This window comes from Quisquiliibacterium transsilvanicum (assembly GCF_014202215.1).
GTDB classification, from domain to species: Bacteria; Pseudomonadota; Gammaproteobacteria; order Burkholderiales; family Burkholderiaceae_E; genus Quisquiliibacterium; species Quisquiliibacterium transsilvanicum.
The window spans coordinates 186,874-208,311 of record NZ_JACHGB010000005.1 but is presented as its reverse complement, the minus strand read 5'-3'; the positions used below and the strand labels follow the sequence as shown (position 1 = coordinate 208,311).

At 71.1% G+C, this 21,438-nt stretch carries 20 protein-coding genes; 10 read left to right on the top strand and 10 right to left on the bottom strand.

Translation table 11 applies throughout. The features are described from left to right. Positions 1-85 precede the first annotated feature (85 nt). Positions 86-706, top strand: a complete 621-nt coding sequence (locus HNQ70_RS13445) for a methyltransferase (RefSeq protein WP_183968440.1) — start codon at positions 86-88, stop codon at positions 704-706. A gap of 23 nt (positions 707-729) precedes the next feature. On the opposite strand, the gene HNQ70_RS13440 is transcribed toward HNQ70_RS13445, so the two are convergent. The 7 genes from HNQ70_RS13440 to HNQ70_RS13410 all read right to left on the bottom strand — a co-directional run bounded on the left by HNQ70_RS13440 (position 730) and on the right by HNQ70_RS13410 (position 6,899). Next, positions 730-1,503, bottom strand: a complete 774-nt coding sequence (locus tag HNQ70_RS13440) for an RBBP9/YdeN family alpha/beta hydrolase (RefSeq protein WP_183968438.1) — start codon at positions 1,501-1,503, stop codon at positions 730-732. Between the two features lie 223 nt (positions 1,504-1,726). Beyond that, the gene (locus tag HNQ70_RS13435) at positions 1,727-3,355 is read right to left on the bottom strand and encodes an AMP-binding protein (protein ID WP_183968429.1); all 1,629 of its coding nucleotides are present in this window, start codon (positions 3,353-3,355) and stop codon (positions 1,727-1,729) included. Between the two features lie 50 nt (positions 3,356-3,405). Then, positions 3,406-3,906 (bottom strand): asparaginase domain-containing protein, encoded by a 501-nt coding sequence (locus tag HNQ70_RS13430; RefSeq protein WP_183968427.1) that lies wholly within the window; start codon positions 3,904-3,906, stop codon positions 3,406-3,408. 64 nt (positions 3,907-3,970) lie between these two features. After that, positions 3,971-5,206: a hypothetical protein gene (locus HNQ70_RS13425; protein ID WP_183968425.1), complete on the bottom strand. Its 1,236-nt coding sequence runs from the start codon at positions 5,204-5,206 to the stop codon at positions 3,971-3,973. A 74-nt stretch (positions 5,207-5,280) separates the two neighbouring features. Beyond that, positions 5,281-5,457, bottom strand: a complete 177-nt coding sequence (locus HNQ70_RS13420) for a hypothetical protein (protein WP_183968423.1) — start codon at positions 5,455-5,457, stop codon at positions 5,281-5,283. A gap of 55 nt (positions 5,458-5,512) precedes the next feature. Beyond that, positions 5,513-6,148, bottom strand: a complete 636-nt coding sequence (locus HNQ70_RS13415) for an MOSC domain-containing protein (RefSeq protein WP_183968421.1) — start codon at positions 6,146-6,148, stop codon at positions 5,513-5,515. 43 nt (positions 6,149-6,191) lie between these two features. Then, positions 6,192-6,899, bottom strand: coding sequence for a Crp/Fnr family transcriptional regulator (locus HNQ70_RS13410; protein ID WP_183968419.1), 708 nt, complete (start codon positions 6,897-6,899; stop codon positions 6,192-6,194). A gap of 195 nt (positions 6,900-7,094) precedes the next feature. On the opposite strand from HNQ70_RS13410, the gene HNQ70_RS13405 reads away from it, so the two are divergent. The 8 genes from HNQ70_RS13405 to HNQ70_RS13370 all read left to right on the top strand — a co-directional run bounded on the left by HNQ70_RS13405 (position 7,095) and on the right by HNQ70_RS13370 (position 17,268). Further along, entirely contained in the window at positions 7,095-9,008 is a 1,914-nt protein-coding gene (locus tag HNQ70_RS13405; protein WP_425504369.1) for a phosphoenolpyruvate carboxykinase (GTP), read from the top strand. Positions 9,009-9,031: 23 nt separating this feature from the next. Continuing rightward, positions 9,032-9,958 carry a LysR substrate-binding domain-containing protein gene (locus HNQ70_RS13400; RefSeq protein ID WP_221302809.1) on the top strand — a complete coding sequence of 309 codons (927 nt, stop codon included), beginning with the start codon at positions 9,032-9,034 and terminating at the stop codon, positions 9,956-9,958. A gap of 232 nt (positions 9,959-10,190) precedes the next feature. Next, positions 10,191-11,372: an ABC transporter substrate-binding protein gene (locus tag HNQ70_RS13395; protein WP_183968417.1), complete on the top strand. Its 1,182-nt coding sequence runs from the start codon at positions 10,191-10,193 to the stop codon at positions 11,370-11,372. A 114-nt stretch (positions 11,373-11,486) separates the two neighbouring features. Next, the gene (locus HNQ70_RS13390) at positions 11,487-12,500 is read left to right on the top strand and encodes an ABC transporter ATP-binding protein (RefSeq protein WP_183968415.1); all 1,014 of its coding nucleotides are present in this window, start codon (positions 11,487-11,489) and stop codon (positions 12,498-12,500) included. Positions 12,501-12,599: 99 nt separating this feature from the next. Then, positions 12,600-13,550, top strand: coding sequence for an ABC transporter permease (locus HNQ70_RS13385; RefSeq protein WP_183968413.1), 951 nt, complete (start codon positions 12,600-12,602; stop codon positions 13,548-13,550). Next, the gene (locus HNQ70_RS13380) at positions 13,540-14,352 is read left to right on the top strand and encodes an ABC transporter permease (RefSeq protein ID WP_183968411.1); all 813 of its coding nucleotides are present in this window, start codon (positions 13,540-13,542) and stop codon (positions 14,350-14,352) included. The genes HNQ70_RS13385 and HNQ70_RS13380 overlap by 11 nt, the downstream gene beginning before the upstream one ends. A 29-nt stretch (positions 14,353-14,381) precedes the next feature. Next, complete coding sequence (locus HNQ70_RS13375) at positions 14,382-15,839, top strand: gamma-aminobutyraldehyde dehydrogenase (RefSeq protein WP_183968409.1); 1,458 nt, start codon at positions 14,382-14,384, stop codon at positions 15,837-15,839. Positions 15,840-15,882: 43 nt separating this feature from the next. Beyond that, positions 15,883-17,268 carry an aminotransferase gene (locus HNQ70_RS13370; RefSeq protein ID WP_183968407.1) on the top strand — a complete coding sequence of 462 codons (1,386 nt, stop codon included), beginning with the start codon at positions 15,883-15,885 and terminating at the stop codon, positions 17,266-17,268. 114 nt (positions 17,269-17,382) lie between these two features. On the opposite strand, the gene HNQ70_RS13365 is transcribed toward HNQ70_RS13370, so the two are convergent. Further along, positions 17,383-18,039, bottom strand: coding sequence for an energy-coupling factor ABC transporter permease (locus HNQ70_RS13365; RefSeq protein WP_183968405.1), 657 nt, complete (start codon positions 18,037-18,039; stop codon positions 17,383-17,385). Between the two features lie 143 nt (positions 18,040-18,182). Beyond that, positions 18,183-19,256, bottom strand: a complete 1,074-nt coding sequence (gene pdxA, locus HNQ70_RS13360; protein ID WP_183969116.1) for a 4-hydroxythreonine-4-phosphate dehydrogenase PdxA — start codon at positions 19,254-19,256, stop codon at positions 18,183-18,185. Between the two features lie 87 nt (positions 19,257-19,343). Here pdxA and HNQ70_RS13355 point away from each other — a divergent pair, with 87 nt between their 5' ends. Continuing rightward, entirely contained in the window at positions 19,344-20,102 is a 759-nt protein-coding gene (locus HNQ70_RS13355) for a sulfite exporter TauE/SafE family protein (RefSeq protein ID WP_343060779.1), read from the top strand. Between the two features lie 15 nt (positions 20,103-20,117). On the opposite strand, the gene HNQ70_RS13350 is transcribed toward HNQ70_RS13355, so the two are convergent. Further along, entirely contained in the window at positions 20,118-21,419 is a 1,302-nt protein-coding gene (locus HNQ70_RS13350; RefSeq protein WP_183968397.1) for a hypothetical protein, read from the bottom strand. Between the last annotated feature and the right edge of the window lie 19 nt (positions 21,420-21,438).

The window sequence follows — 21,438 nt, the reverse complement described above, 5'->3', positions numbered from 1 at the left end:
AGCGGGTCGCTCACCTGGCTGCATCGGCGCTGCGGTACGCGCACCATGGCGTGCGCCCGCTGACGCGACCGGAGGGCTGGTGATCGTGGCCAATCCGGGCGAGGAGTTCGATCGTTCCCTGCAGGCCAGGCGCATGCAGGCCGTGCTCGACCAGGTCTGCGCGGCGGGTGCGCGATCGGTGCTCGATGCGGGCTGCGGCGATGGCGATCTGCTGGTGCGCCTCGCCGAGCTGCCGGATCTGACGCGCATCGTCGGCCTCGATCCGGATCCGGACAAAATCCTTGCAGCGCGGGCGGCACTGGGCCTGGAGTCACCCTGGACGTCGACCAGGATCTCGCTGGAGCCGGTGAGCCTGTTCGAATACGCGCGGGCCCCGGAGCGTTTCGACGTGTGCACCATGGTGGAGGTGATCGAGCACGTCGATCCGGGTCGGCTCGGTGCGCTGGAGCGCGCGCTGTTCGGGCAGATTCGTGCGCGCGCCGTGGTGGTGACGACGCCGAACCGGGACTACAACGCGCGGCTCGGGATGCCGCCCGGCAGCTTTCGCCATCCGGATCATCGCTTCGAGTGGGGCCGCGCGCGGTTCGGAGAGTGGGCCAGGCGGGTGGCTGGTGAGCACGGCCTGCAGGCGGAGCTGTCCGGTATCGGCGACCTCGATCCGGCCCTTGGCGCGCCCACCCAGATGGCGGTGTTCACCCGGGCCTGAGCGGATTCACGCGGCCGGTCGGTTCAGCGGGCGAAGCCGAGCATGCCGGCAAGCCGGCGCGGCAGGGCGTACGGCGCCGGTCGCCCGGCCGCCGGTGCGCTCACGCCTGGCGCCGGCATCGCATCGGAAGGCGGCGCTGGCCGCGCGCTGGCGTCGCCCGCCTGCCTTGCGGGAGGCACGTGTCTGGGCGAATCGTCCATCTCGCGCAGCACCCGCTCGACCAGCGCGGCCGCCTCTGGAAACTGCCTGTAACCGGCGTCCGCATCGACATGGCCGGCCGGTCCGAGGTTGACCACCCAGCTGCCCCATCGGCGGGCCCATTCGCGGGCCTCGGCGATCGGCATTCCGGGGTCGTTCTCGCTGGCGAACAGGGTCGAGGGAAGCAGCGGCGCGCCGACCGGCAGGCGGGCGGCGACCCCGAAGCGGGCCGGGTCGCTCGGCGCCACCAGCATCGCGAAGCGCACCGGCGAGGCGCGCAGCTGCAGGTGACGCATCAGCGCCAGGCACCCGAAGCCGTGCGCCGCGGCCACCCAGGGGCCCGGGCCCGCGGCGTCGATGGTGTCGCCGATCCGGGCGGCCCAGGCGTCCAGGTCGGGCCTGGACCAGTGCCGCTGGTAGACGCGCACCGCGCCCGGAAAGCGCAGTTGCAGCCAGGTCTGCCAGTGCGCTGCGCCGCTGTCGCGCAGGCCCGGCACGATGAGCAGGCGGCCGGAGGGCGGCGTGCCGGCGGCAGTCGGCAGCTGGGCACCGGGAGCGTCCCGGCCGTCGATTGCGGGTCCTGACTGGATGGGGTTCATAGCGCTGCACCTCGCGTCATGGAGCTTGCGGCCGCGGCGTGGGCCGGCTGCGGTGGTCCAGGAAGTCTGCTCCCGCTGCGATGACGCCGGCGTGAAGGCGGCGACGGAGGGCGGAGACGGGGCGCCTGACGGCGAGTTCCGGAGCGGGGCGCCGGCGGGAGGCCTGCCGGCGCGTGGCCGGCCGGCAGGCGGGCTCGAGATCGCGCCTGGCGGGACGCGGCGCTCAGCCGTCCTTGAGCAGGCGGCGCAGCATCTTGCCCGCGCCGGTGGCCGGCAGCGAATCGCGGAACATCACCTGGCGCGGCGCCTTGTAGACCGCCATGTTCTCGCGCGCCCAGGCGATCACCTCGGCTTCGCTGATCTGGCCGGCGAAGCCGGGACGCAGCACGATGAAGGCCTTGACCACCTGGCCCTTCTCGGGGTCGGCCACGCCGATGGCGGCGGCCTGCGCGATCGCGGGGTGGCGGATCAGGATGGCTTCCACCTCCTCGGGGAATACGCTGTAGCCGGAGACCTTGATCATCTCCTTGAAGCGGCCCATGAAGGTCAGGTAGCCGTCGGCATCGAGCCGGCCCATGTCGCCGGTGTGCACCCAGCCGTCGCGCAGCGTCGCCTCGGTGGCCTCGGGCTTGTTCCAGTAGCCCTTGAAGTTGCCGCGGCCGCGCACCGTGATCTCGCCCTGCTGGCCGGCCGGCAGCGCGCGGCCGCTGTCCGGGTCGACGATGCGGATCTCGTTGCCCGGGATGGCGCGGCCCTGGGTGCCCCAGCGGATGGCATCCAGCGGCATCGTGGTGTCCATGGTGTGCGTCTCGGACAGGCCGTAGGCGGCCTCGAAGGAGATGCAGTTCGGCGCAAAGCCCTGCCACTGCCGCGCCAGGTCTTCGGTGAAGGTGATGCCGAAGCTGGTGGCCGCGTTGATGCGCAGGCTGGAGAGATCGTAGGTCTTCGCGTCGGGCAGCTGCATGCAGGCCACCAGCATCGGCGCGATGCTGTACCACCAGTTCACGCGGTGGCGGTCGATCGCCTGCATCACCGCGACCGGGTCGAATCGGTACATCAGCACCGCGGTGGTGCCAGCGTAGACGTTCATGTTCACTGCCATCAGCATGCCGGCGATGTGGTACATCGGCGCGACCGCCAGCATCACGTCGTCCGGGCGCACGTCGTAGGCGCCCACGGAACGCGAGGTCTTGAAGTACGCGTTGTCGTAGCTGAGCATCGCGCCCTTGGGCAGGCCGGTGGTGCCCGATGTGTAGGTCATCAGCGCGATGTCGTCCGGGCCCACTTCGACCTGCGGGGCCTGGCCGCCGGTGCGGGTGGCTGCGAGGAAGTCTTCGGTGCCCGGCGGGGTGGTGCGCGGCGCGGCGGCGAGTTCGGCGAGCTCCTCGGGCAGGTCGATCGAGGGCCGGGCAGGCAGCAGATCGCCGTAGTGGACGACGAAGACCTGCTCCAGCTTCGTCGTTGCGCGGACCTTGTCCACCGTGGGCATCAGGTGGTCGGCGGCGACGATCACGCGGGCACCGAGGTCGCCCAGCTGGTAGGCGAGCTCATGCTCCTTGTAGAGCGGCCCGCAGGGGCAGACCACCGCGCCGAGCTTCTGGATGCCGTAGTGCGCCATCACGTACTGCGGGCAGTTCTGCATGTACAGCGCCACCGGCTCGCCCTTGCGCACGCCCAGTTGCGCCAGGCGCGCGGCGAAGGCGTCGCTGGCGCGGTCGATGTCCGCGTAGCTGACCGGTGCGCCGTACCAGAGGAAGGCGGGCTTGTCCGGCTGGCTGCGTGCATGGGCGCGAAGCACCTCGTGCAGCGGGGTGAAGTCGGAGCGGTCTTCGGTGGCGGTCGATGCAGTCATGGGGCGGCTTCCAGGGAATGCGGGAGTTGCGGGGCGAGCGGCGGACGCGCTCAGGCCTGCGTGGCGTGAACGGGCTCGAAAACGCCGAGCGCGCGGTTCTTGCGCACCGCGTCCCAGGCGAACACCTGCGCGTTCATCGCGACGTGCACCCCGTGCGGCAGCACCCGGGCGCAGCCCGCGGCGAAGCCCAGGTTGAAGAGCGCGTCGGAGTCGGCAAGGTCGACCGGCACCATGGCGCCGGTGAGCACGATGGTGCGGGGCAGCCGCGCCTCGCCGAGCACGCGCGCAGTGTCCACCAGGGTGTCGGTGCCGTGGATCACGACGATGCGGTCCTCGGGGCTGGCGGCGCAGGCTTCCAGCACCTGGCGGCGGTGCGCGTCGGTCATGTCCAGGCTGTCGACCTGCATCAGTTCCTGGACCGTCGCGGCGCCCTCGATGCGCGCCTGGCGGAGCAGGACATGCAGGTGCGTCCTTGCGAAGCCGAGCGTGCCGGCGATGGGGTCGTAGCGCTTGTCGAAGGTGCCGCCGGTGGCGAGGATGCGCAGGCTCATGCGGCGAGTTTAAACGCGCCGGCGGCGCGTCGGTTCCGAGTGTCGCGGTGCGCGGCAGCGCCGCTCAGTGGGCCTCGGCCGGCACTGCGCGTGCCAGCAGCGCGCGCCAGTGCGCGTCGGACCGGGGCCAGTCGCGTTCGGGCAGCGCGTCGAGCTGGCGCAACACCTGCCGCAGGTGCCAGGTCGGCGGCTGGCCGAGCGCGGCCGGCGCTTCGCGCCACAGCCGCCGGATCAGGTTGTCGCCGACCGCGAAGCGCTGCGCCAGTGCCTCGATCACGTGGCGATCCTGGCCGGCGTCGATCGCGCGCCTGAGCACGCCGGTCCAGTGCAGGCTGTGCGCGCTGGCGCTGCGCGCGGCGATGGCGCGCAGGTCCAGCGTGCGGGCCTGTGGCGGGCGGGGTGGCGCGTCCACCTCCGCTGCGGCGTCTCCGGCGCCTGCCGTGCCATCGTCCCAGTCTTCGGCGCCCGGCGACAGCAGCGCCGCGTCCGCCGGCACCAGCGATTCGGCGAGGAAGGTGGCGAGCCACGGCAGGCGGCGCAGCACATGGGCGCGCGCCGGCGCATGGCGTCCGCCGAGCAGCAGCCAGTTGTAGCAGCCCAGGTGCAGTCCGGCGCCGGTGTCGAGCAGCCGCGAAGTCGTGTCGGGATCCAGGCAGCGCTGCACCAGCGTGGCGATGCGCCGCTCCGCATCCAGTTCGCGGGTGTCGATGCTGCGCAGCGCGCGGCCGTAGAAGTGTGCGTCGATCAGGTCGTCGCGCAGCGCCGAGCGCAGCATCGAAAGGAAGTCGGGATGGCGCGTGTCGCGGGCGAAGAGCGTGGCCGGCAGTCCCGGTTCGAGCCGGTGCTCCACGTCGAGGTGACGGCCCCAGCCGCAGTGGCGGCGCTCGAGCAGGGTGAGCATCTCGCCGGCCAGCGAGGCGAACAGAGTGTCGAGCATCGCGGGATCGTCGGCCAGTCCGGCGTCCAGCAGCTCGACCAGCAGGCGCAGGGTGCGGTCGGAGAGCAGGTTGCGGAAGTCGTAGGCCAGGCCGTCGCGGTCCACGCCGACGAAGCGCACGTTCAGTCCCCAGGCGCGGGTGAGCTGCGCGAAGATCGGATTGGCGATCAGCGAAAGCCGCGACGCCAGCGGCGGCAGCAGCAGGAACAGGCGCCAGTCCGGCGACGGGCGATGCCAGGCGAGCGCGCGCGGGCTGCGCCGGTAGACGCCCGACAGGTGTGCCAGTTCGGGGCCGACGGCGCCGGCATCCTGGAGGTCTTCGTCGACGGGGGCGTCGTCGATGCGCAGGGTCTCGAATTCCATCGTCAAAAAGGCCTCGCGCCGCGCGGGGCGCGGGCGGATGGACGGGGGGAGGGGCGGGCGGAGCGCCGCGCCGGTCAGTCGGCCCGCTTGGCGAAGAACAGCAGGCCGGCGCCAAGCGCCAGCAGGGCCGTGGACAGCAGCGTGCGGGCGACGGAACCACGGAACACCGCCTCGGCGGCGAACAGCGCGCCGGCGGTCATCAGGATGCGCGCGGTACCGGCGGTACGCTGCGCAGGGCTGAGCTGGGCCATGAAGGGACTGTACCTCAGATGCGCGCGGTTTGCCGGTCCCGCGCGCGCGGCCCGCTCAACGGCGTTTCGGGCGGTTGAGAAGGCGGTGGGTCTGCTCGACGGAGAGCACGCGATCGCCCGGCAGCAGCTGCACGGCGTCGCCGGCGCACAGGCTGCCGGGTCGCAGCACCGAGCAGTAGAAACCGGTGTAGCCGCTCTCCACCATCATCTTCACCGCCCACTTGAAGCCCATCCGGGCGTTGAACTTGTAGCAGGGCTGGCGCGGGCTCTCGACGCGCAGTTCCACCTCACCGATGTGCAGCCGGTCGCCGATCCAGACATCGGCTTCGAGGAGCCCCGCGACCAGCAGGTTCTCGCCCATCGTGCCGGGGGGCAGGGCGGTGCCGGTGATCGGTGAAGGCTCGCGCTGCGCGGGGACGCCGGCCTGGGCGCGCACCGTCTGCCAGAATGCGTAGTGGGTGACCGGGTAGACGTATACCGCCTTGTCCAGGCCGCCATGCACCGTGAGGTCCGCCTGCTCGTCGCCTTCGAGCCCCAGGGGGCCGACGCGGACGGCGACCGGCGCTGCGGGGCTGCCCAGAGGCGACTTGGCGATCGCGCTGATGACCGTCTCGGGCGCGCCGCGCTCGGTGACGACCAGCGGGGCCACCCGGCCGGTGCAGACGGCCAGCAAGCGCGGTGAGGTGCTCATGGGGGTGGGCGTGCGGCGCAATCGGGCGGAGGGCGGACCGGAGTCAGTCGTTGCGGGCAGCGACTGAGCCCAGCCGGGCGGCGTCGACGCGGAAGTGCCTGCCCTGACGATCGGTGGCCAGCAGCAGACCCTCGCGGCGGAAGGCGGCCACCGCCCGGCTGGCAGTCTCGGTGGTGATGCCCAGCATGGCGCCGACGTCCTCGCGCGAGGGCAGCAGGACCTGCTGGCCGGAGTCGCCGTGGGAGAGGCGCAGCAGCAGCCGGGCGAGGCGCTGGCGGGCGTTTCCGGAGGCAAGGTCCGCGATGAAGTCGTCGGCCTGTTTCAGTGCTTCGTGCCACTTGCGCAGCAGCTGCGAGTGCAGGCGCGGCGACGCGCCCTCCAGCCGATGGATCACGGCCAGCGGAATGCGGCAGGCGGTGACCTCGGTGAGGGCGATGGCGGTGGAGTCGTAGAGCGGGTGCGCGGTGATCTCGAGTCCGGCGATGTCGCCCGGGGTGAGCATGCGGATGATCCGCTGGCTGCCGTCGGACTGATAGCGCACCAGCTTCACCAGGCCGCTGCGCAGCGTGTAGAGAAACTGCCCCGAAGCGCCTTCGTCGAACAGCGTGGCGTGTGCGGGGATGCCGGTTTCGTGGATCGCCTGCTCGATCAGCCGGAAGTCGTCGCTGTTGAGGTTCGCGAACAGGGAGTTCGAGCGGACGCCGCAGCTTTCGCATTCCTGCACATCGACGGGATGGATCTTGAACTGCATGGGCACCCTGGATTGACAATCGTCATGGCGACGCCTTTCAGATTATGCGGCAAAGGCCACAGAACGCCAGGCGCGCCCGGGGGAGTATGCCCGGGGGCTTGCGCGCCGCGCGTGCGGGTCGTACCGTGACGGCCCGCGCGCGGCCCGGATGCGGGGCGCGGCTGTAAAATGGAATGTTTAACCGGGGACTCTCGCATGAATCATCCGTACTTGATGGGTGCCGCGGGCGCCGCAGGCAAGGGCGCCGCGCCGGAAGTGGGCGCGCCCGCCTACGTGCAGCACCAGGGTCTGATCGACTGGGTTGCGTCGATCGCGGCGCTCACGAAGCCCGACCGGGTCCATTGGGCGGATGGTTCGCAGGAGGAGTACGACCGGCTGTGCGCGGCAATGGTGGAAGCCGGCACGATGCGCCGGCTCGATCCTGAGAAGCGCCCGAATTCCTACCTCGCTTGGTCGGATCCCACCGACGTCGCCCGGGTCGAGGATCGCACCTTCATCTGCAGCGAACGCAAGGAGGACGCGGGCCCGACCAACAACTGGGTGGCGCCGGCCGAGATGCGCGTCACGCTCGACGGCCTGTTCGACGGCTGCATGCGCGGGCGCACGATGTACGTGATCCCGTTCTCGATGGGCCCGCTGGGCAGCCACATCGCCCACATCGGCGTCGAGATCTCAGACAGCCCCTATGTGGTGGCCAACATGCGGATGATGACCCGCATGGGCCGCGCGGTCTTCGACGTGCTGGGCGAGGATGGCCATTTCGTGCCCTGCGTTCATTCGGTGGGCAAGCCGCTGGCGGTAGGCGAGAAGGACGTCGCCTGGCCCTGCAACCCGACGAAGTACATTGTCCAATTCCCCGAAACCCGCGAGATCTGGTCCTACGGTTCGGGCTACGGCGGCAACGCGCTGCTGGGCAAGAAGTGCTTCGCCCTGCGCATCGCCTCCAACATGGGCCGGCAGGACGTGCTTGGCGGCGGCATCGGCTGGCTGGCCGAGCACATGCTGATCCTCGGCGTGACCTCGCCCGAAGGCAAGAAGTACCACGTCGCCGCCGCGTTTCCGTCGGCCTGCGGCAAGACCAACTTCGCGATGCTGATTCCGCCCAAGGGCTTCGAGGGCTGGACGGTACGCACCATCGGCGACGACATCGCCTGGATCAAGCCGCATGCCGACGGCCGCCTGTACGCGATCAACCCGGAAGCGGGCTTCTTCGGCGTGGCGCCCGGCACGAGCCGCAAGACCAACCCGAACTGCATCGATACGCTGACCCACGACGTCATCTTCACCAACGTGGCGCTGACCGACGACGGCGACGTCTGGTGGGAGGGCTTGTCGGAGGCGCCGGCGCACCTGACCGACTGGCAGGGCCGCGACTGGACGCCCGAGATCGCCGCGGCCAACCCGGTCAACGGCAAGCCGCGGCCGGCGGCGCATCCGAACGCACGATTCACGGTGTCCGCCGCGCAGTGCCCGTCGATCGACCCGCTCTGGGACGACCCGGCCGGCGTGCCGATCGACGCCTTCATCTTTGGCGGACGCCGCAGCACGACGGTGCCGCTGGTCACCGAGGCGCGCTCCTGGGAGGAGGGCGTCTACATGGCCGCGACGATGGGCTCCGAGACGACGGCCGCGCAGGCTGGCGCCACCGGCGTGGTACGGCGCGACCCGTTCGCGATGCTGCCCTTCTGCGGCTACAACATGGCCGAGTACTTCGCGCACTGGCTGGATCTCGGTCACCGCCTGCAGGCCGGCGGCGCCAAGCTTCCGGGGATCTTCTGCGTCAACTGGTTCCGCACCGACGAGAACGGCAAGTTCGTCTGGCCGGGCTTCGGCGACAACATGCGGGTGCTGGCCTGGATCCTTGGTCGCCTCGAGGGCCGCGCCGAAGGTGAGGAGCACGTGTTCGGCACCACGCCGCGCTACGAGGACCTGCACTGGGAAGGGCTGGACTTCCCCCGGAGCGCGTACGCGACGATCACCTCGATCGACCGCGGGGCCTGGCGCGAGGAGCTGAAGCTGCATACGGCGCTGTTCGAGCAGCTCGCCCACGGGCTGCCGAAGGCGCTGCTGCGCGTGAAGGGGCAGCTCGAGGAACGGCTGGCCGGCTGACCGGCTGCTGCGGAGCAGGGGGCGTGGTCGTGAAAGTCACGCTGCGCCAGTTCCGCTACTTCATCACCGTCGCCGACTGTGCGTCGGTGTCGGCCGCGGCCCGCCAGCTCAGCATCTCCCAGAGCGCCATCACCGCGGCGATCCTCGAGCTCGAGGAGTCGATCGGCGTGGCGCTCTTCGAGCGCGGCCCGCGCGGCATGAGCCTCACCGCCGAGGGGCATCGCTTCCTCGCAAGCGCGCGCCGCGTGATGGCAGCGGTGGCCGACGCCACCCACGCGATGCGAGCCGAGCCGCTGCGGCTCGAAGGCGGGCTGTCGATCGGCGTCACGCCGCTGGTGGCCGGCTACTACCTGTCGGAGCTGCTCGCCCGGTTCACGCGCAGCTTTCCAGCGGTCGAGGTTGCGGTCAGCGAGGACGAGCCTCGCTACCTCGAGCACCTGCTGATCAACGGCGAGATCGATGTCGCGATCATGATCGCCAGCGCGCTGGTGGAGCGGCAGGCGCTGGCCAGCGAGATCCTCTCGCGCTCGCGTAACCGCGTCTGGCTGCCGATGAACCATCCGCTCGCGTCGCGCGAGGACCTGACCCTGGCAGAGGTGGCCGAGAGCCCGGTCGTCGTGCTCGCCGCCGACCGGATCGACGAGATGCTGCGCGCGATCTGGTCGCGGCACGGGCTGTCGCCGCGACGGCTGCTGCGCACTTCGTCGCTGGAGGCGGTGCGTTCGCTGGTTGGCGCCGGCATGGGCGTGACGGTACTGCCGGACTTCGTCTACCGGCCCTGGTCGCTGGAGGCCGACCGGATCGAGGCGCGGCCGCTGCGCGACGAGCTGCCCAGCGTGGACATCGGCCTCGTGTGGCGGCGCGGGTCCCCGCTGAGCCCGGTCGCCCGCGAGTTCATCGAGGCTGCGCGCGAGCAGTCGCACGCGCGCAACCGGCACGCAGGGCCCTGAAGCGAGCCGCCGCGACGCTCGGTTTGCCTGCGGATCCATGTCCGGCGCGACGGTCGGTCTGCCTGCGCATCCTCGCGCGGCATCTGATTTTCCGATGGCTGCCGCAAGGAATATTGAATTTCTTTGGCGCCCTGGCCTGGCGCTAGTCTGAGCGTTCCGGGGTTTTCCCCGCCCGCGTGCGGGCCGCGTCGCGTCCCGCGCTTCGAGGTTTCCTGAGCGAAGGAGAGCTTCCATGCCCCGTTCCCCCCGCACGCACGCCCTGGCCTGGACGGCGCTCGCCGTGGCCTCGGCGCTGGCCATCGGCACCGCCTCGGCGCAGCCGAAGATGCTGCAGAAGATCGGCAAGGGCGAAGGCCGCGTCGACATCGTCGCGTGGCCCGGCTACATCGAGCGCGGCGCCACCGACAAGAGCTTCGACTGGGTGACCGACTTCGAGAAGAAGACCGGCTGCAAGGTCAACGTGAAGACCGCCGGCACTTCGGACGAGATGGTCGCGCTGATGAATGAAGGCGGCTTCGACCTCGTGACCGCCTCGGGCGACGCGAGCATGCGGCTGATCGCCGGCAAGAAGGTGCAGCCGGTCAACACCGCGCTGGTGCCCTCCTACAAGAACGTGGACCCGCGGCTGCAGAAGGCGCCCTGGCACTACGTGAACAACACGCACTACGGCGTGCCCTACCAGTGGGGCTACAACGTGCTGATGTACAACACCAAGACCTTCGGCAGCCAGCCGCCGGATTCCTGGAAGGTGGTGTTCGAGGAGATGAACCTGCCCGACGGCAAGCCCAACAAGGGCCGGGTGCAGGCCTTCGACGGACCGATCTACATCGCCGACGCGGCGATCTACCTGATGTCGACCAGGCCCGAGCTTGGCATCAAGGATCCCTACGAGCTGAACGAGGACCAGTACAAGGCGGCGCTCACGCTGCTGCGCGCGCAGCGCAAGATCGTCGCACGCTACTGGCACGACGCCTTCGTGCAGATCGACGACTTCACCAACGAGGGCGTGGTCGCTTCGTCGTCCTGGGGCTTCCAGGCCAACGTGTTGAAGTCGAAGAACGCGCCGATCGCCACCGTGGTGCCGAAGGAGGGCGCCAGCGGCTGGGCCGACACCACGATGATGCACGCCGAGGCGAAGAACCCGAATTGCGCCTACATGTGGCTCGAGCACTCGGTGAGCAGGAAGCTGCAGGGCGACCTGGCGGCCTGGTTCGGATCGGTGCCAGTGGTGCTGGACGCGTGCAAGGGCAACCCGCTGCTGGGCGAGAAGGGCTGCGAGAACAACGGCCTGGGCAGCTTCGAGCGCATCCGCTTCTGGAAGACGCCGGTCAGCAAGTGCGCGACCCAGCCCGCGGGCTGCGTGCCCTACCACCGGTGGGTGACCGACTACATCGCCGTCCTCGGCGGCCGCTGAGCAAGGCGCTTCCGGGGGAAGGCGCCGGGGTCCGCATGGGGCGCCTTCCCCTCCGGGGCACTTCTCCCTTCTCCCTTCTCCCTTCTCCCTTCTCCCCGCTCCCTTCTCCCCACGATGCACACCCCCGCAGTCGCCCTGGAAGACGTCGTCGTCGATTTCGGCGAGGTGCGCGCGGTCGACGGCGTGAGCCTCGAGATCCGTCCCGGCGAGTTCTTCACGCTGCTGGGTCCGTCCGGGTCCGGCAAGACCACCTGCCTGCGGCTGATCGGCGGCTTCCAGTACCCGAGCTCGGGGCACGTGCGCATCGCCGGCGTCGACGCCACCGCGCTGCCGCCCTACGCGCGCGACGTGAACACGGTGTTCCAGGACTACGCGTTGTTCCCGCACATGAGCGTGCGCGACAACGTAGCTTACGGGCCGATGGTGCGCGGCGTGCCCAAAGCGCAGCGCCATGCGCAGGCCGAGCGCCTGCTCGCGCTGGTGCAACTGTCCGGCGTGGGCGACCGGCGCCCCTCGCAGCTCTCCGGCGGGCAGCGACAGCGGGTGGCGCTGGCGCGGGCGCTGATCAACGAGCCGAAGGTGCTGTTGCTCGACGAGCCGCTGGGCGCGCTGGACCTGAAGCTGCGCGAGCAGATGCAGCTGGAGCTCAAGGCGCTGCAGCAGCGGCTTGGCATCACCTTCGTGTTCGTCACCCACGACCAGCACGAGGCGCTGTCGATGAGCGACCGCATCGGCGTCTTCAACCGCGGCCGGCTCGAGCAGGTGGGCCCGCCGCGGGAGGTCTACGAGCGGCCGGCCACCCGTTTCGTCGCCGAATTCGTCGGCGCGGCCAACCTCGTCGACGGCGCGGCTGCCGCGCGCTGGGCCGACGGCGCCAGCTGCGCGCTGCTGCGCCCCGAGCGGATCATCCTGGGCGAGGCCGCCGGCGCACGCGCCTCCGGGCAGGTGGCCGCGGCCCAGTACTACGGCTCGTTCACGCGGCTGGCGATCGACTGCGGCGACGCCACGCTCGAGGTGGACCGGCCTGGCGGCGCCGGGCCGGTGCCCGCGGCCGGCGAGACGGTGCATCTGCACTGGAGCGGCGACGCGGTGCATCCGATCGACGCCGGGCGCGGAGCGGCGAGATGAGCGCACGCTGCGCGGGAAGCGCCGCGAGGGCCCCCGCCTCGCGGGGTGCTGCGCCATGACCCGCGCCGCGAAGGCCCCCGCCGCGCCGGGAGCTGCGCGATGAATCGCGCCGCAGCGCTGCCCTTGCATGCGGGCTGGCCACGCCTGCGCCGGCGCATCTCCGACCTGCTGGTCGGCCGGCGCGGCGCGCTGCTCGCGCTGCTGCTGGTGCCGCCGCTGCTGTGGCTGGGCGTTCTCTACGTGGGCTCGCTGTTCGCGCTGCTCGCCAACAGCGTGTTCCAGCTCGACGAGTTCACTGGTCAGGTCGAGCGCACGTTCACGCTGAAGAACTTCGTCGACATCCTCGCGCCAGCCAACCTCGACGTGATTCTGCGCACCGTCGGGATGGCGGTGATGGTGACGCTGGCCTGTGCCGCAATCGGCTTCCCCGTCGCCTGGTACATGGCGCGCCACACCACCGGCGCCACCAAGGCGGCCTGCTACCTGCTGGTGATGCTGCCGCTGTGGTCGAGCTATCTCGTGCGGATCTACGCCTGGAAGCTGCTGCTCGCCAAGGAGGGAGCGATCAACTGGTTGCTGGCGAAGCTGCACCTGGGCTGGCTGCTCGAAGCGCTGCTCTCGCTGCCGCTGGTGGGCGGGCCCTCGCTGTCGTTTTCGGCGCTGGGCACCTTCGTGGTCTTCGTCTACCTGTGGCTGCCCTTCATGATCCTGCCGATCCAGGCGGCGATCGAGAGAATCCCGCCGTCGGTGATCGAGGCTTCGGGCGACCTCGGCGCGCGCGGCGCGGACACCTTCCGCAGGGTGATCCTGCCGCTTGCGCTGCCCGGTGTGGTGGCCGGCTCGATCTTCACCTTCTCGCTGACCCTGGGCGATTACATCGTGCCCGGCGTGATCGGCGATTCCACGCTGTACATCGGGCAGGTGGTCTACATGCAGCAGGGCGTCGCCGGCAACGTGCCATTCGCGGCGGCCTTCTCGTTCGTGCCGATCGTGGTGATCGGCGCCTACCTGTGGCTCGCGCGGCGCATGGGGGCCTTCGATGCGCTCTGACCGCCCGCGCGCTGGCTGGGGGCTGAAGCTTGCCGCGGCGGGCGGGCTGCTGTTCCTGCACCTGCCGATGCTGCTGATCTTCGTCTACGCGTTCTCGTCGGAGGACAAGTCGTACCGGTTCCCGCCGCCCGGGCTCACCACCGAGTGGTTCGCGGTGGCCTGGGCGCGCGAGGACGTCTGGGCGGCGATCAGGCTGTCGCTGCAGGTGGCGTCATGGTCCACCGCGATCGCGCTGGTGCTGGGCACGCTGGTGGCCGGCGCGCTGGCGTGGGGGCGCTTCCTCGGGCGCGACACGATCTCGCTGCTGATCATCCTGCCGATCGCGCTGCCAGGCGTCATCACCGGCATCGCGCTACGCTCCGGCTTCAACGCGCTGGAGATCCCGTTCTCGTTCTGGACGATCGTGATCGGCCACGCGACCTTCTGCGTGGTGGTGGTGCACAACAACGCGGTCGCCCGGCTGCGCCGCACCAGTCCGTCGCTGATCGAGGCGTCGATGGACCTCGGCGCCGACGGTCTGCAGACACTGCGTCACGTGATCCTGCCGCAGCTCGGCACGGCGCTGCTGGCCGGCGGCATGCTGGCCCTCGCACTCAGCTTCGACGAGGTGATCGTCACCACTTTCACCGCGGGCCAGCAGACGACGCTGCCGATCTGGATGCTCAACGAACTGGTGCGGCCGCGCCAGCGCCCGGTGACCAACGTGGTGGCGGTGATCATCATCGCCGTGACCACGCTGCCGATCCTCGCCGCCTACTTCCTGACGCGCGACGGCGAGCACGTCGCGGGCGCCGGCAAGTGACAATGAACGCAACCCCGCAGGAGACGCCGATGGACACGAATGCGAAGCACGCCGTAGGGGCGCTGCCCACCGAGCTGCTGATCGACGGCCAGTTCGTCGCCGGCGAGGGGAGAGCCGAGGCGATCCTCGATCCCGCGACCGGGCGCACCATCGCGCAGGTGCCGGAGGCCTCGGTCGAGCAGATCCAGCGCGCGGTGGCTGCCGCGCATCGCGCGTTCGACGGCTGGTCCGAGACCACGCCGGTCGGGCGCAGCGCGCTGCTGCTGCGCCTGGCCGACGCCATCGAGCGCGAAGCCGATGCGTTCGCGCGCATCGAGTCGCTGAACTGCGGCAAGCCCTACGCGCGCGCGCTCGCCGACGAGATCCCGGCGGTGGCCGACTGCTTCCGCTTCTTCGCGGGCGCGGCGCGCTGCATGCCGGGCACCGCGGCCAACGAGTACCTGGCCGGCTACACCAGCATGATCCGGCGCGACCCGGTGGGCGTCGTCGCGTCGATCGCGCCGTGGAACTATCCGCTGATGATGGCCGCCTGGAAGCTCGCGCCCGCGCTGGCCGGCGGCAACACGGTGGTGATCAAGCCGTCCGAGCAGACGCCGCTGACAACGCTGAAGCTGGCGAAGCTGCTGGCCGAGCTGTTCCCGAAGGGCGTGGTCAACGTGGTCTGCGGCCGTGGCGAGTCGGTCGGCCAGCCGCTGATCGAGCACCCGCTGGTGCGCATGGTCTCGCTCACCGGCGACGTCTCCACCGGACAGAAGATCCTGCAGGCCGCGGCGCGCTCGATGAAGCGCACCCACCTGGAGCTTGGCGGCAAGGCGCCCGTGATCGTCTTCGACGACGCCGATCTCGCCGAGGTGGTCGAGGGCATCCGTTCGTTCGGCTACTACAACTCGGGGCAGGACTGCACCGCGGCCTGCCGGGTGTACGCGGGCGCGAAGATCTACGAGCGGCTGGTGGCGGACCTCTCCGCGGCGGTGGGCTCGATCCGGGTCGGCGCGCAGCACGACGAGGGCGCCGAGATGGGCCCGCTGATCACCGACCGCCAGCGCAGCCGGGTGGCAAGCTTCGTCGAGCGCGCGGCGATGGCGGGGCACATGGAGATCACCACCGGCGGGCGGCTGCGCGCCGGCGCCGGCTTCTTCTACGAGCCCACCGTGATCGCCGGTGCGCGCCAGGAGGACGAAATCGTGCGCCGCGAGGTGTTCGGCCCGGTGGTCTCGGTGACGCGCTTCGCGGATGCCGAGCAGGCGATCGCCTGGGCCAACGACTCCGACTACGGCCTGGCGTCCTCGGTGTGGACGCAGGACGTGCGCCGGGCGCTGCGGGTGGCGAAGAAGCTGCAGTATGGTTGCACCTGGATCAACACCCACTTCATGCTGGCCAACGAGATGCCGCACGGCGGCCTGAAGAACTCAGGCTACGGCAAGGACCTGTCGATGTACGCGCTGGAGGACTATACGGTGGCGCGGCACGTGATGGCCCGGCTCTGAGCCGGCCGCCCACCCGCATCCGCACGGCGAACGAGGAGCATCGATGGACCCGTCCGAAACCCTGGCATCGCGGCGCGACCGCGCCTTCCACCTGCATCCGTCGAGCAACCTCGCGGCGCTGCGCACCGAGGGGCCGCTGGTGATCGTGCGCGGCGACGGCGTGCACGTGATCGACGAGGCCGGCAACCGCTACCTGGAGGGAATGGCGGGGCTGTGGTGCGCAGGGCTCGGCTTCTCCGAGCGCCGGCTCGCCGAGGCCGCCTACCGGCAGATGCTCGAGCTGCCCTTCTATCACGCGTTCTCGAACAAGGTGGCAGCCGTGTCCGCCGAACTCGCAGAGCGCATCGTCGGGGTGGCGCCGGCGGGGCTGTCGCGGGTGTTCTTCGCGAACTCCGGCTCCGAGGCCAACGACTCCGCGGTGAAGCTTGCCTGGTACCTGAGCAACGCTGTCGGCAGGCCTGAGAAGAAGAAGATCATCTCGCGCCGTCGCGCCTATCACGGCGTGACCGTGGCCTCGGGCAGCCTCACCGGGCTGCCGTTCGCGCACGGCGACTGGGACCTGCCCGCGCCGCGCTTCCTGCACACCGAGACGCCGCACCACTGGCGCTACGCGAAGCCCGGCGAGAGCGAGGAGGCCTACGCGGAGCGGCTCGCCGCCGAGCTTGAGCGGCTGATCCTGGCCGAAGGGCCCGACACCGTGGCGGCCTTCTTCGCCGAGCCGGTGATGGGGGCGGGCGGCGTGATCGTGCCGCCGGCCACCTATTTCGAGCGGGTGCAGCGCGTGCTGACGAAGTACGAGGTGCTGATGGTGGCCGACGAGGTGATCTGCGGCTTCGGCCGCACCGGGCAGATGTTCGGCTCGCAGACCTTCGGCATCCGGCCCGACGTGCTCACCTGCGCGAAGATGATGACCAGCGGCTATGTGCCGATGTCGGCAATGCTGGTCGGCGACGGCATCTACCGCACGCTGGAGCAGCAGTCGGAGAAGCTGGGCGTGTTCGGCCACGGCTTCACCTACTCGGGCCACCCGGTGGCCGCGGCCGTGGGCCTGGAGACCCTGCGCATCTACGAGGAGCGCGACCTGCTGGCCCATGTGCGCCGCGTGGCGCCGGTGCTGCAGGAGGGCTTGCGCGCGCTGGCCGACCACCCGCTGGTGGGCGAGGCGCGCGGCATCGGGCTGATCGGCGCCTGGGAGCTCGCGAAGGACCGCGATCGCCGGGAGAGTTTCGACCCGAAGGCCGGCGTCGGCGCGCAGGTGGTGAAGAACGCGCAGAAGCGCGGCGCGATCGTGCGGGTGCTGCCCGGCGACATCATCGCGTTCTCGCCGCCGCTGATCATCGAAGCCCACGAGCTGCGCGAGCTGCTCGCGCGCGCCGAGGCGGCACTGGACGAGACCTGGGAGTGGGTCAGGGCGAACGGGCTGGTCTGAGTGCCCGCATTGGAAGTCGAGCGAGCCTGTGCCGGCGTGGGGTGCGAGTGACGCGCGCAGTGGCGCGCACTGGCTCGCAGGTGGTGCGTGCAGGTGGTGCGAGCAGGTGACGCCTCAGTTGCCGCGCTTGCGCAGGTAGAAGCCTTCGTCGAACAGCCGCACGCTGCCGGGAACGTAGACCACGAGAAGCGTGACCAGCATGCCCTCGAGCCAGGCCTCTCCGGCGGCCAGCAGCAGCGCGTAGGGCAGGATTTCGTCGACGAAGGCTGCTGGTACGTCGGGCGCGAGCACCACGTAGGCGAGCGCGCTCGCGCACAGCTGCACGCAGTACGCGGCAAACTGGCCGAACAGGCCGCAGGCCAGCAGGAAGACGAAGGGGTTGGCGGGCAACCAGCGGCGGCAGGCGCCGACGATCGCCCACATGGTGACGACGGGCAGGGCACCGGACAGCAGCACGCGCAGCCCCCAGTTGCTCCAGTCGCCGCCGCGGGCGGCTTCGGCCGCGAACACCATCGCCATAGACAGCAGCGCGCGCGGGTAGCCCAGCAGCAGCGTCAGGAAGGCTGAGCCGAGGTAGTGCAGCGCGAGCCCCGAGGGCAGCTCCACGGTCATCCGGTGGCCGAGCAGGATCAGCGCGGTGGCCAGCGCCCAGCCCAGGTGCTCGTCGATGCCTGCGTTCCAGCGGGCGCGCCGGGCTGCCTCCAGGCACAGCAGCAGCGCGATCGCGGCCAGCAGCATTGCGGCGGTTGCGGACAGCGGGTAGGCGAACATGACGGCGACGGGTGCGAGAGCGGCGGGCGGATCGGGCGGGTCGCGGGCGGGTCGGCGGCGGTTAGGGAGCGGTTAGGGAGCGGTTAGGGAGCGGTACGGGGGCGCAGGCGGCGCGCAGAGAGAGCCGCTCTGGGCCGAAAGGCTCAGCGCGCCAGACGCTCGGCCTGCGCGACCGCGGCGAGCAGGCTGCGCGGGTCGGCAAGGCCATGGCCGTCGGGGCCGGGCCGGCCGGCGATGTCGAAGGCGGTGCCATGGTCGGGGCTGGTGCGCACGAAGGGCAGGCCGATCGTGATGTTCACGCCGGCGTCCAGGCCCAGGTACTTGACCGGGATCAGGCCCTGGTCGTGGTACATCGCGATCACGACGTCGAACTCGGCGAAGCCGCGCGCGCGCATGAACACGGTGTCGGGGGCGAAGGGACCGCGCGCGTCGATGCCCATCGCGCACGCCCGGCGCACGGCCGGCCCGACGATCTCGATCTCCTCGCGGCCGAAGGCGCCGCCCTCGCCGGCGTGCGGGTTCACGCCAGCGACCGCGATCCGCGGCGCGGCGATGCCGGCGCGGCGCAGCGCGCGGTCGGCGATCACGATGGTCTCGACGATGCCGGGTTCGGACAGCGCGTCGAGCGCGTCGCGCAGCGCCAGGTGGATGGTGACCAGCACCGTGCGCAGCTCGTCGTTGGCCAGCATCATGCGCACCGGCACGCCGCCGGCCAGCTCGGCGAGCAGTTCGGTGTGGCCCGGAAAGCGATGCCCGGCGAGGTGCATCGCTTCCTTGGAGATCGGCGCTGTGACCACGGCGCGCGCTTCGCCCGCCAGTGCCATGCGCGCCGCGCGCTCGATGCAGCGGAACGCGGCCTCGCCGGCGCGCGCGTCGACGCTCCCCGCGACCAGGTCCGGGGGCAGCGCGGTAGCGTCGATCACGGCGACCGAACCGGGCGCGCCGGGCGCCGCCTGCGTGACGGGACGCACATCCAGGGCGAGCCCGAGCCGGGCGGCCTCGCGCGCGAGGAAGTCCGCGTCGCCGACCACCACGCAGGGCGCTGGCAGGCCAGTGGCGAACGCCTTGAGCACGATCTCGGGGCCGATGCCGCAGGCGTCGCCCAGCGTGATCGCGATCGGCGCGCGCGACGCCGCGCCGGAGGTGACGGCAGGCGGCGCTGCGGCGGACAAGGTGGCGGGCGGCGCCGCGGAGGCCGCGCGGGTGGACTCGTTCATGGCGCCAGCATACCGCCTGCTGCCGGTATCATCGGAGCCAGCCGTGCGAGGGAGGCGGCCGCCCTGGAACTGGATGCGTCGCTCGTCGTGGTGCTTGCGCTGTGCGCATTCGGCGCGGGCTTCATCGACGCCGTGGTGGGCGGCGGCGGGCTGATCCAGGTGCCGGCTCTGTTCACTGCGCTGCCGCAGCAGACGCCTGCGACGCTGTTCGGCACCAACAAGGTGGCGTCGATCGCCGGCACCTCGATGGCCGCGCGCAACTATCTGCGGCAGGTGAAGGTGGAGTGGCAGGTGCTGGGCCCCGCCTTCGCCTGCACGCTGGTCGGCGCCTGGCTGGGCGCGCGCACCGTGGCCTGGCTGCCGAAGGACGCGGTGCGGCCGGTGGTGCTGGTGGCGCTGGTGGCGGTGGCGTTGTACACGCTGCGCCGCAAGGGGCTCGGCGAGGTCCACGCGCCGCTGCATTCGCGGGCCGGGCGGCGCGCGCTGGGCATGCTGGCCGGGCTGCTGATCGGCTTCTACGACGGCTTCCTCGGGCCGGGTACCGGCACTTTCTTCATCTTCTGGTTCGTGCGCATGCTCGGCTACGACTTCCTGTCGGCGTCGGCCTGCGCGAAGGTGCTGAACTGGGCGTCCAACTTCGCTTCGCTCGCCTTCTTCATCCCGGCCGGCCACGTGATCTGGCCGCTGGCGCTGTCGATGGCCGCCGCGAACATGGCCGGCGGCTTCACCGGCAGCCACACTGCGATCGCGCGCGGCAGCCCCTTCGTGCGGCGCGTGTTCATCGCGGTGCTGCTGGTCACGATCGGCAAGTTCGGGTGGGACACGCTGCGAGGACTCCTCGCCTGAGCCTCGGGTCGGGGCTCAGCGCCCGAAGATGCCACGGATCGCGTCCATCGCCTTGCCGGCGCCCGGGATCACGGGCATGCCGGGGAGCAGCGGCTTCTCCTCCTGCGCCTGGCGGTCGGCGCCCTGCGCGTCACGCTGGCCCTCGGCGTCCCCAGGCCTCGCCATTCCACCCATGTCCATGCCCAGCATCGCCATCGTGGTTGCCTTGACGCGCACGCGCGCGGACCACTCCGGCTCCCAGGGCGTGCGCGGGTCGGACGGGCGCGGCGGGTGCGCGAAACCCAGCTCGCTGCCGTAGGCGATCATGCGCAGCATCGCGCTGCCCTCGTTGCCGCCGGAGAAAATGCCCTTCGGGACGGCGCAGCGGGTCTCGGAGGCCGGCAGCAGCACCCGCTCGCGCACCCAGCGGTCGATGGTGGCGTTGGGCAGGTAGTCGATCAGCCCCATGCCGGTGTCGGGCGTTTCGGCCGAGCTCCACAACACCATGTCCTTGCCGATGCTGCCCATCGCGTGCAGATAGAACGCGCGCGCTGCGGACAATGGCTGCCATTGCAGCGCGATGCTGTCGGCGAGGCCGCCGGTGCTGGCGAGCTGGATTGGCGGGATGAAGTCCTGTTGCTGGCCGAGCGTGAAGCGCAGGCTGGCCGGGACGCCGTCGCCGCTGACCGCGTGTTCGCCGGCCAGCGACGCACCCTTCGGCACCTCGATGCGGCTCTTCTCGTTGGGCCACGTGGCGTAGCCGGGGCCGACGCGCGCGCCGCGGTCGGGCGCGAAGCGGCCGCCGAAGGCCCGGCCGAACTCGGCGGGACCGGCGCTGGCCAGGTCGATCACGCGCGGCTGGCCGGCGCGCACCGACTCACCGCAGCCCCAGTAGATCAGGATGCGCCCGGAGGGCTTCTCGGGGACGGACTCGGAGGGATCGCCAGGTTCGCGCTGCGCGGGGGCGGCCGGGGGCAGGGGCAGCAGCGGCAGCGCCGGGCCCATCTGCATGCCCGCCGGGATCGCGTGGCTGGCCTCGGTGCCGGAGGGGCGCGCGCGGGTGTGCAGCGCGAGATCGAGCCAGCGGCCCGGCGACATGCCGCGCGTATTGCCGTAGACGTTCGCGCCGCTGCCGCCGCCCGGCCCGCGTCCGAAGAAGGGCAAGGTGGGCATGCCAGGCATTTCGGGCATGCCCGCCATCGAGTGGGTGGCCACGTCCATCCAGTACTGCGCGACTGGGGGCTTGACGACCTGCTGCTGGCCGATCGCGGCGCCCGCCGCGGTGAGTATCAGGCTGCCGGCGGTCAGGCGGACGATGCCGGGAAGGGCGCTTGACATGGCGGAACTCCGACGCGGG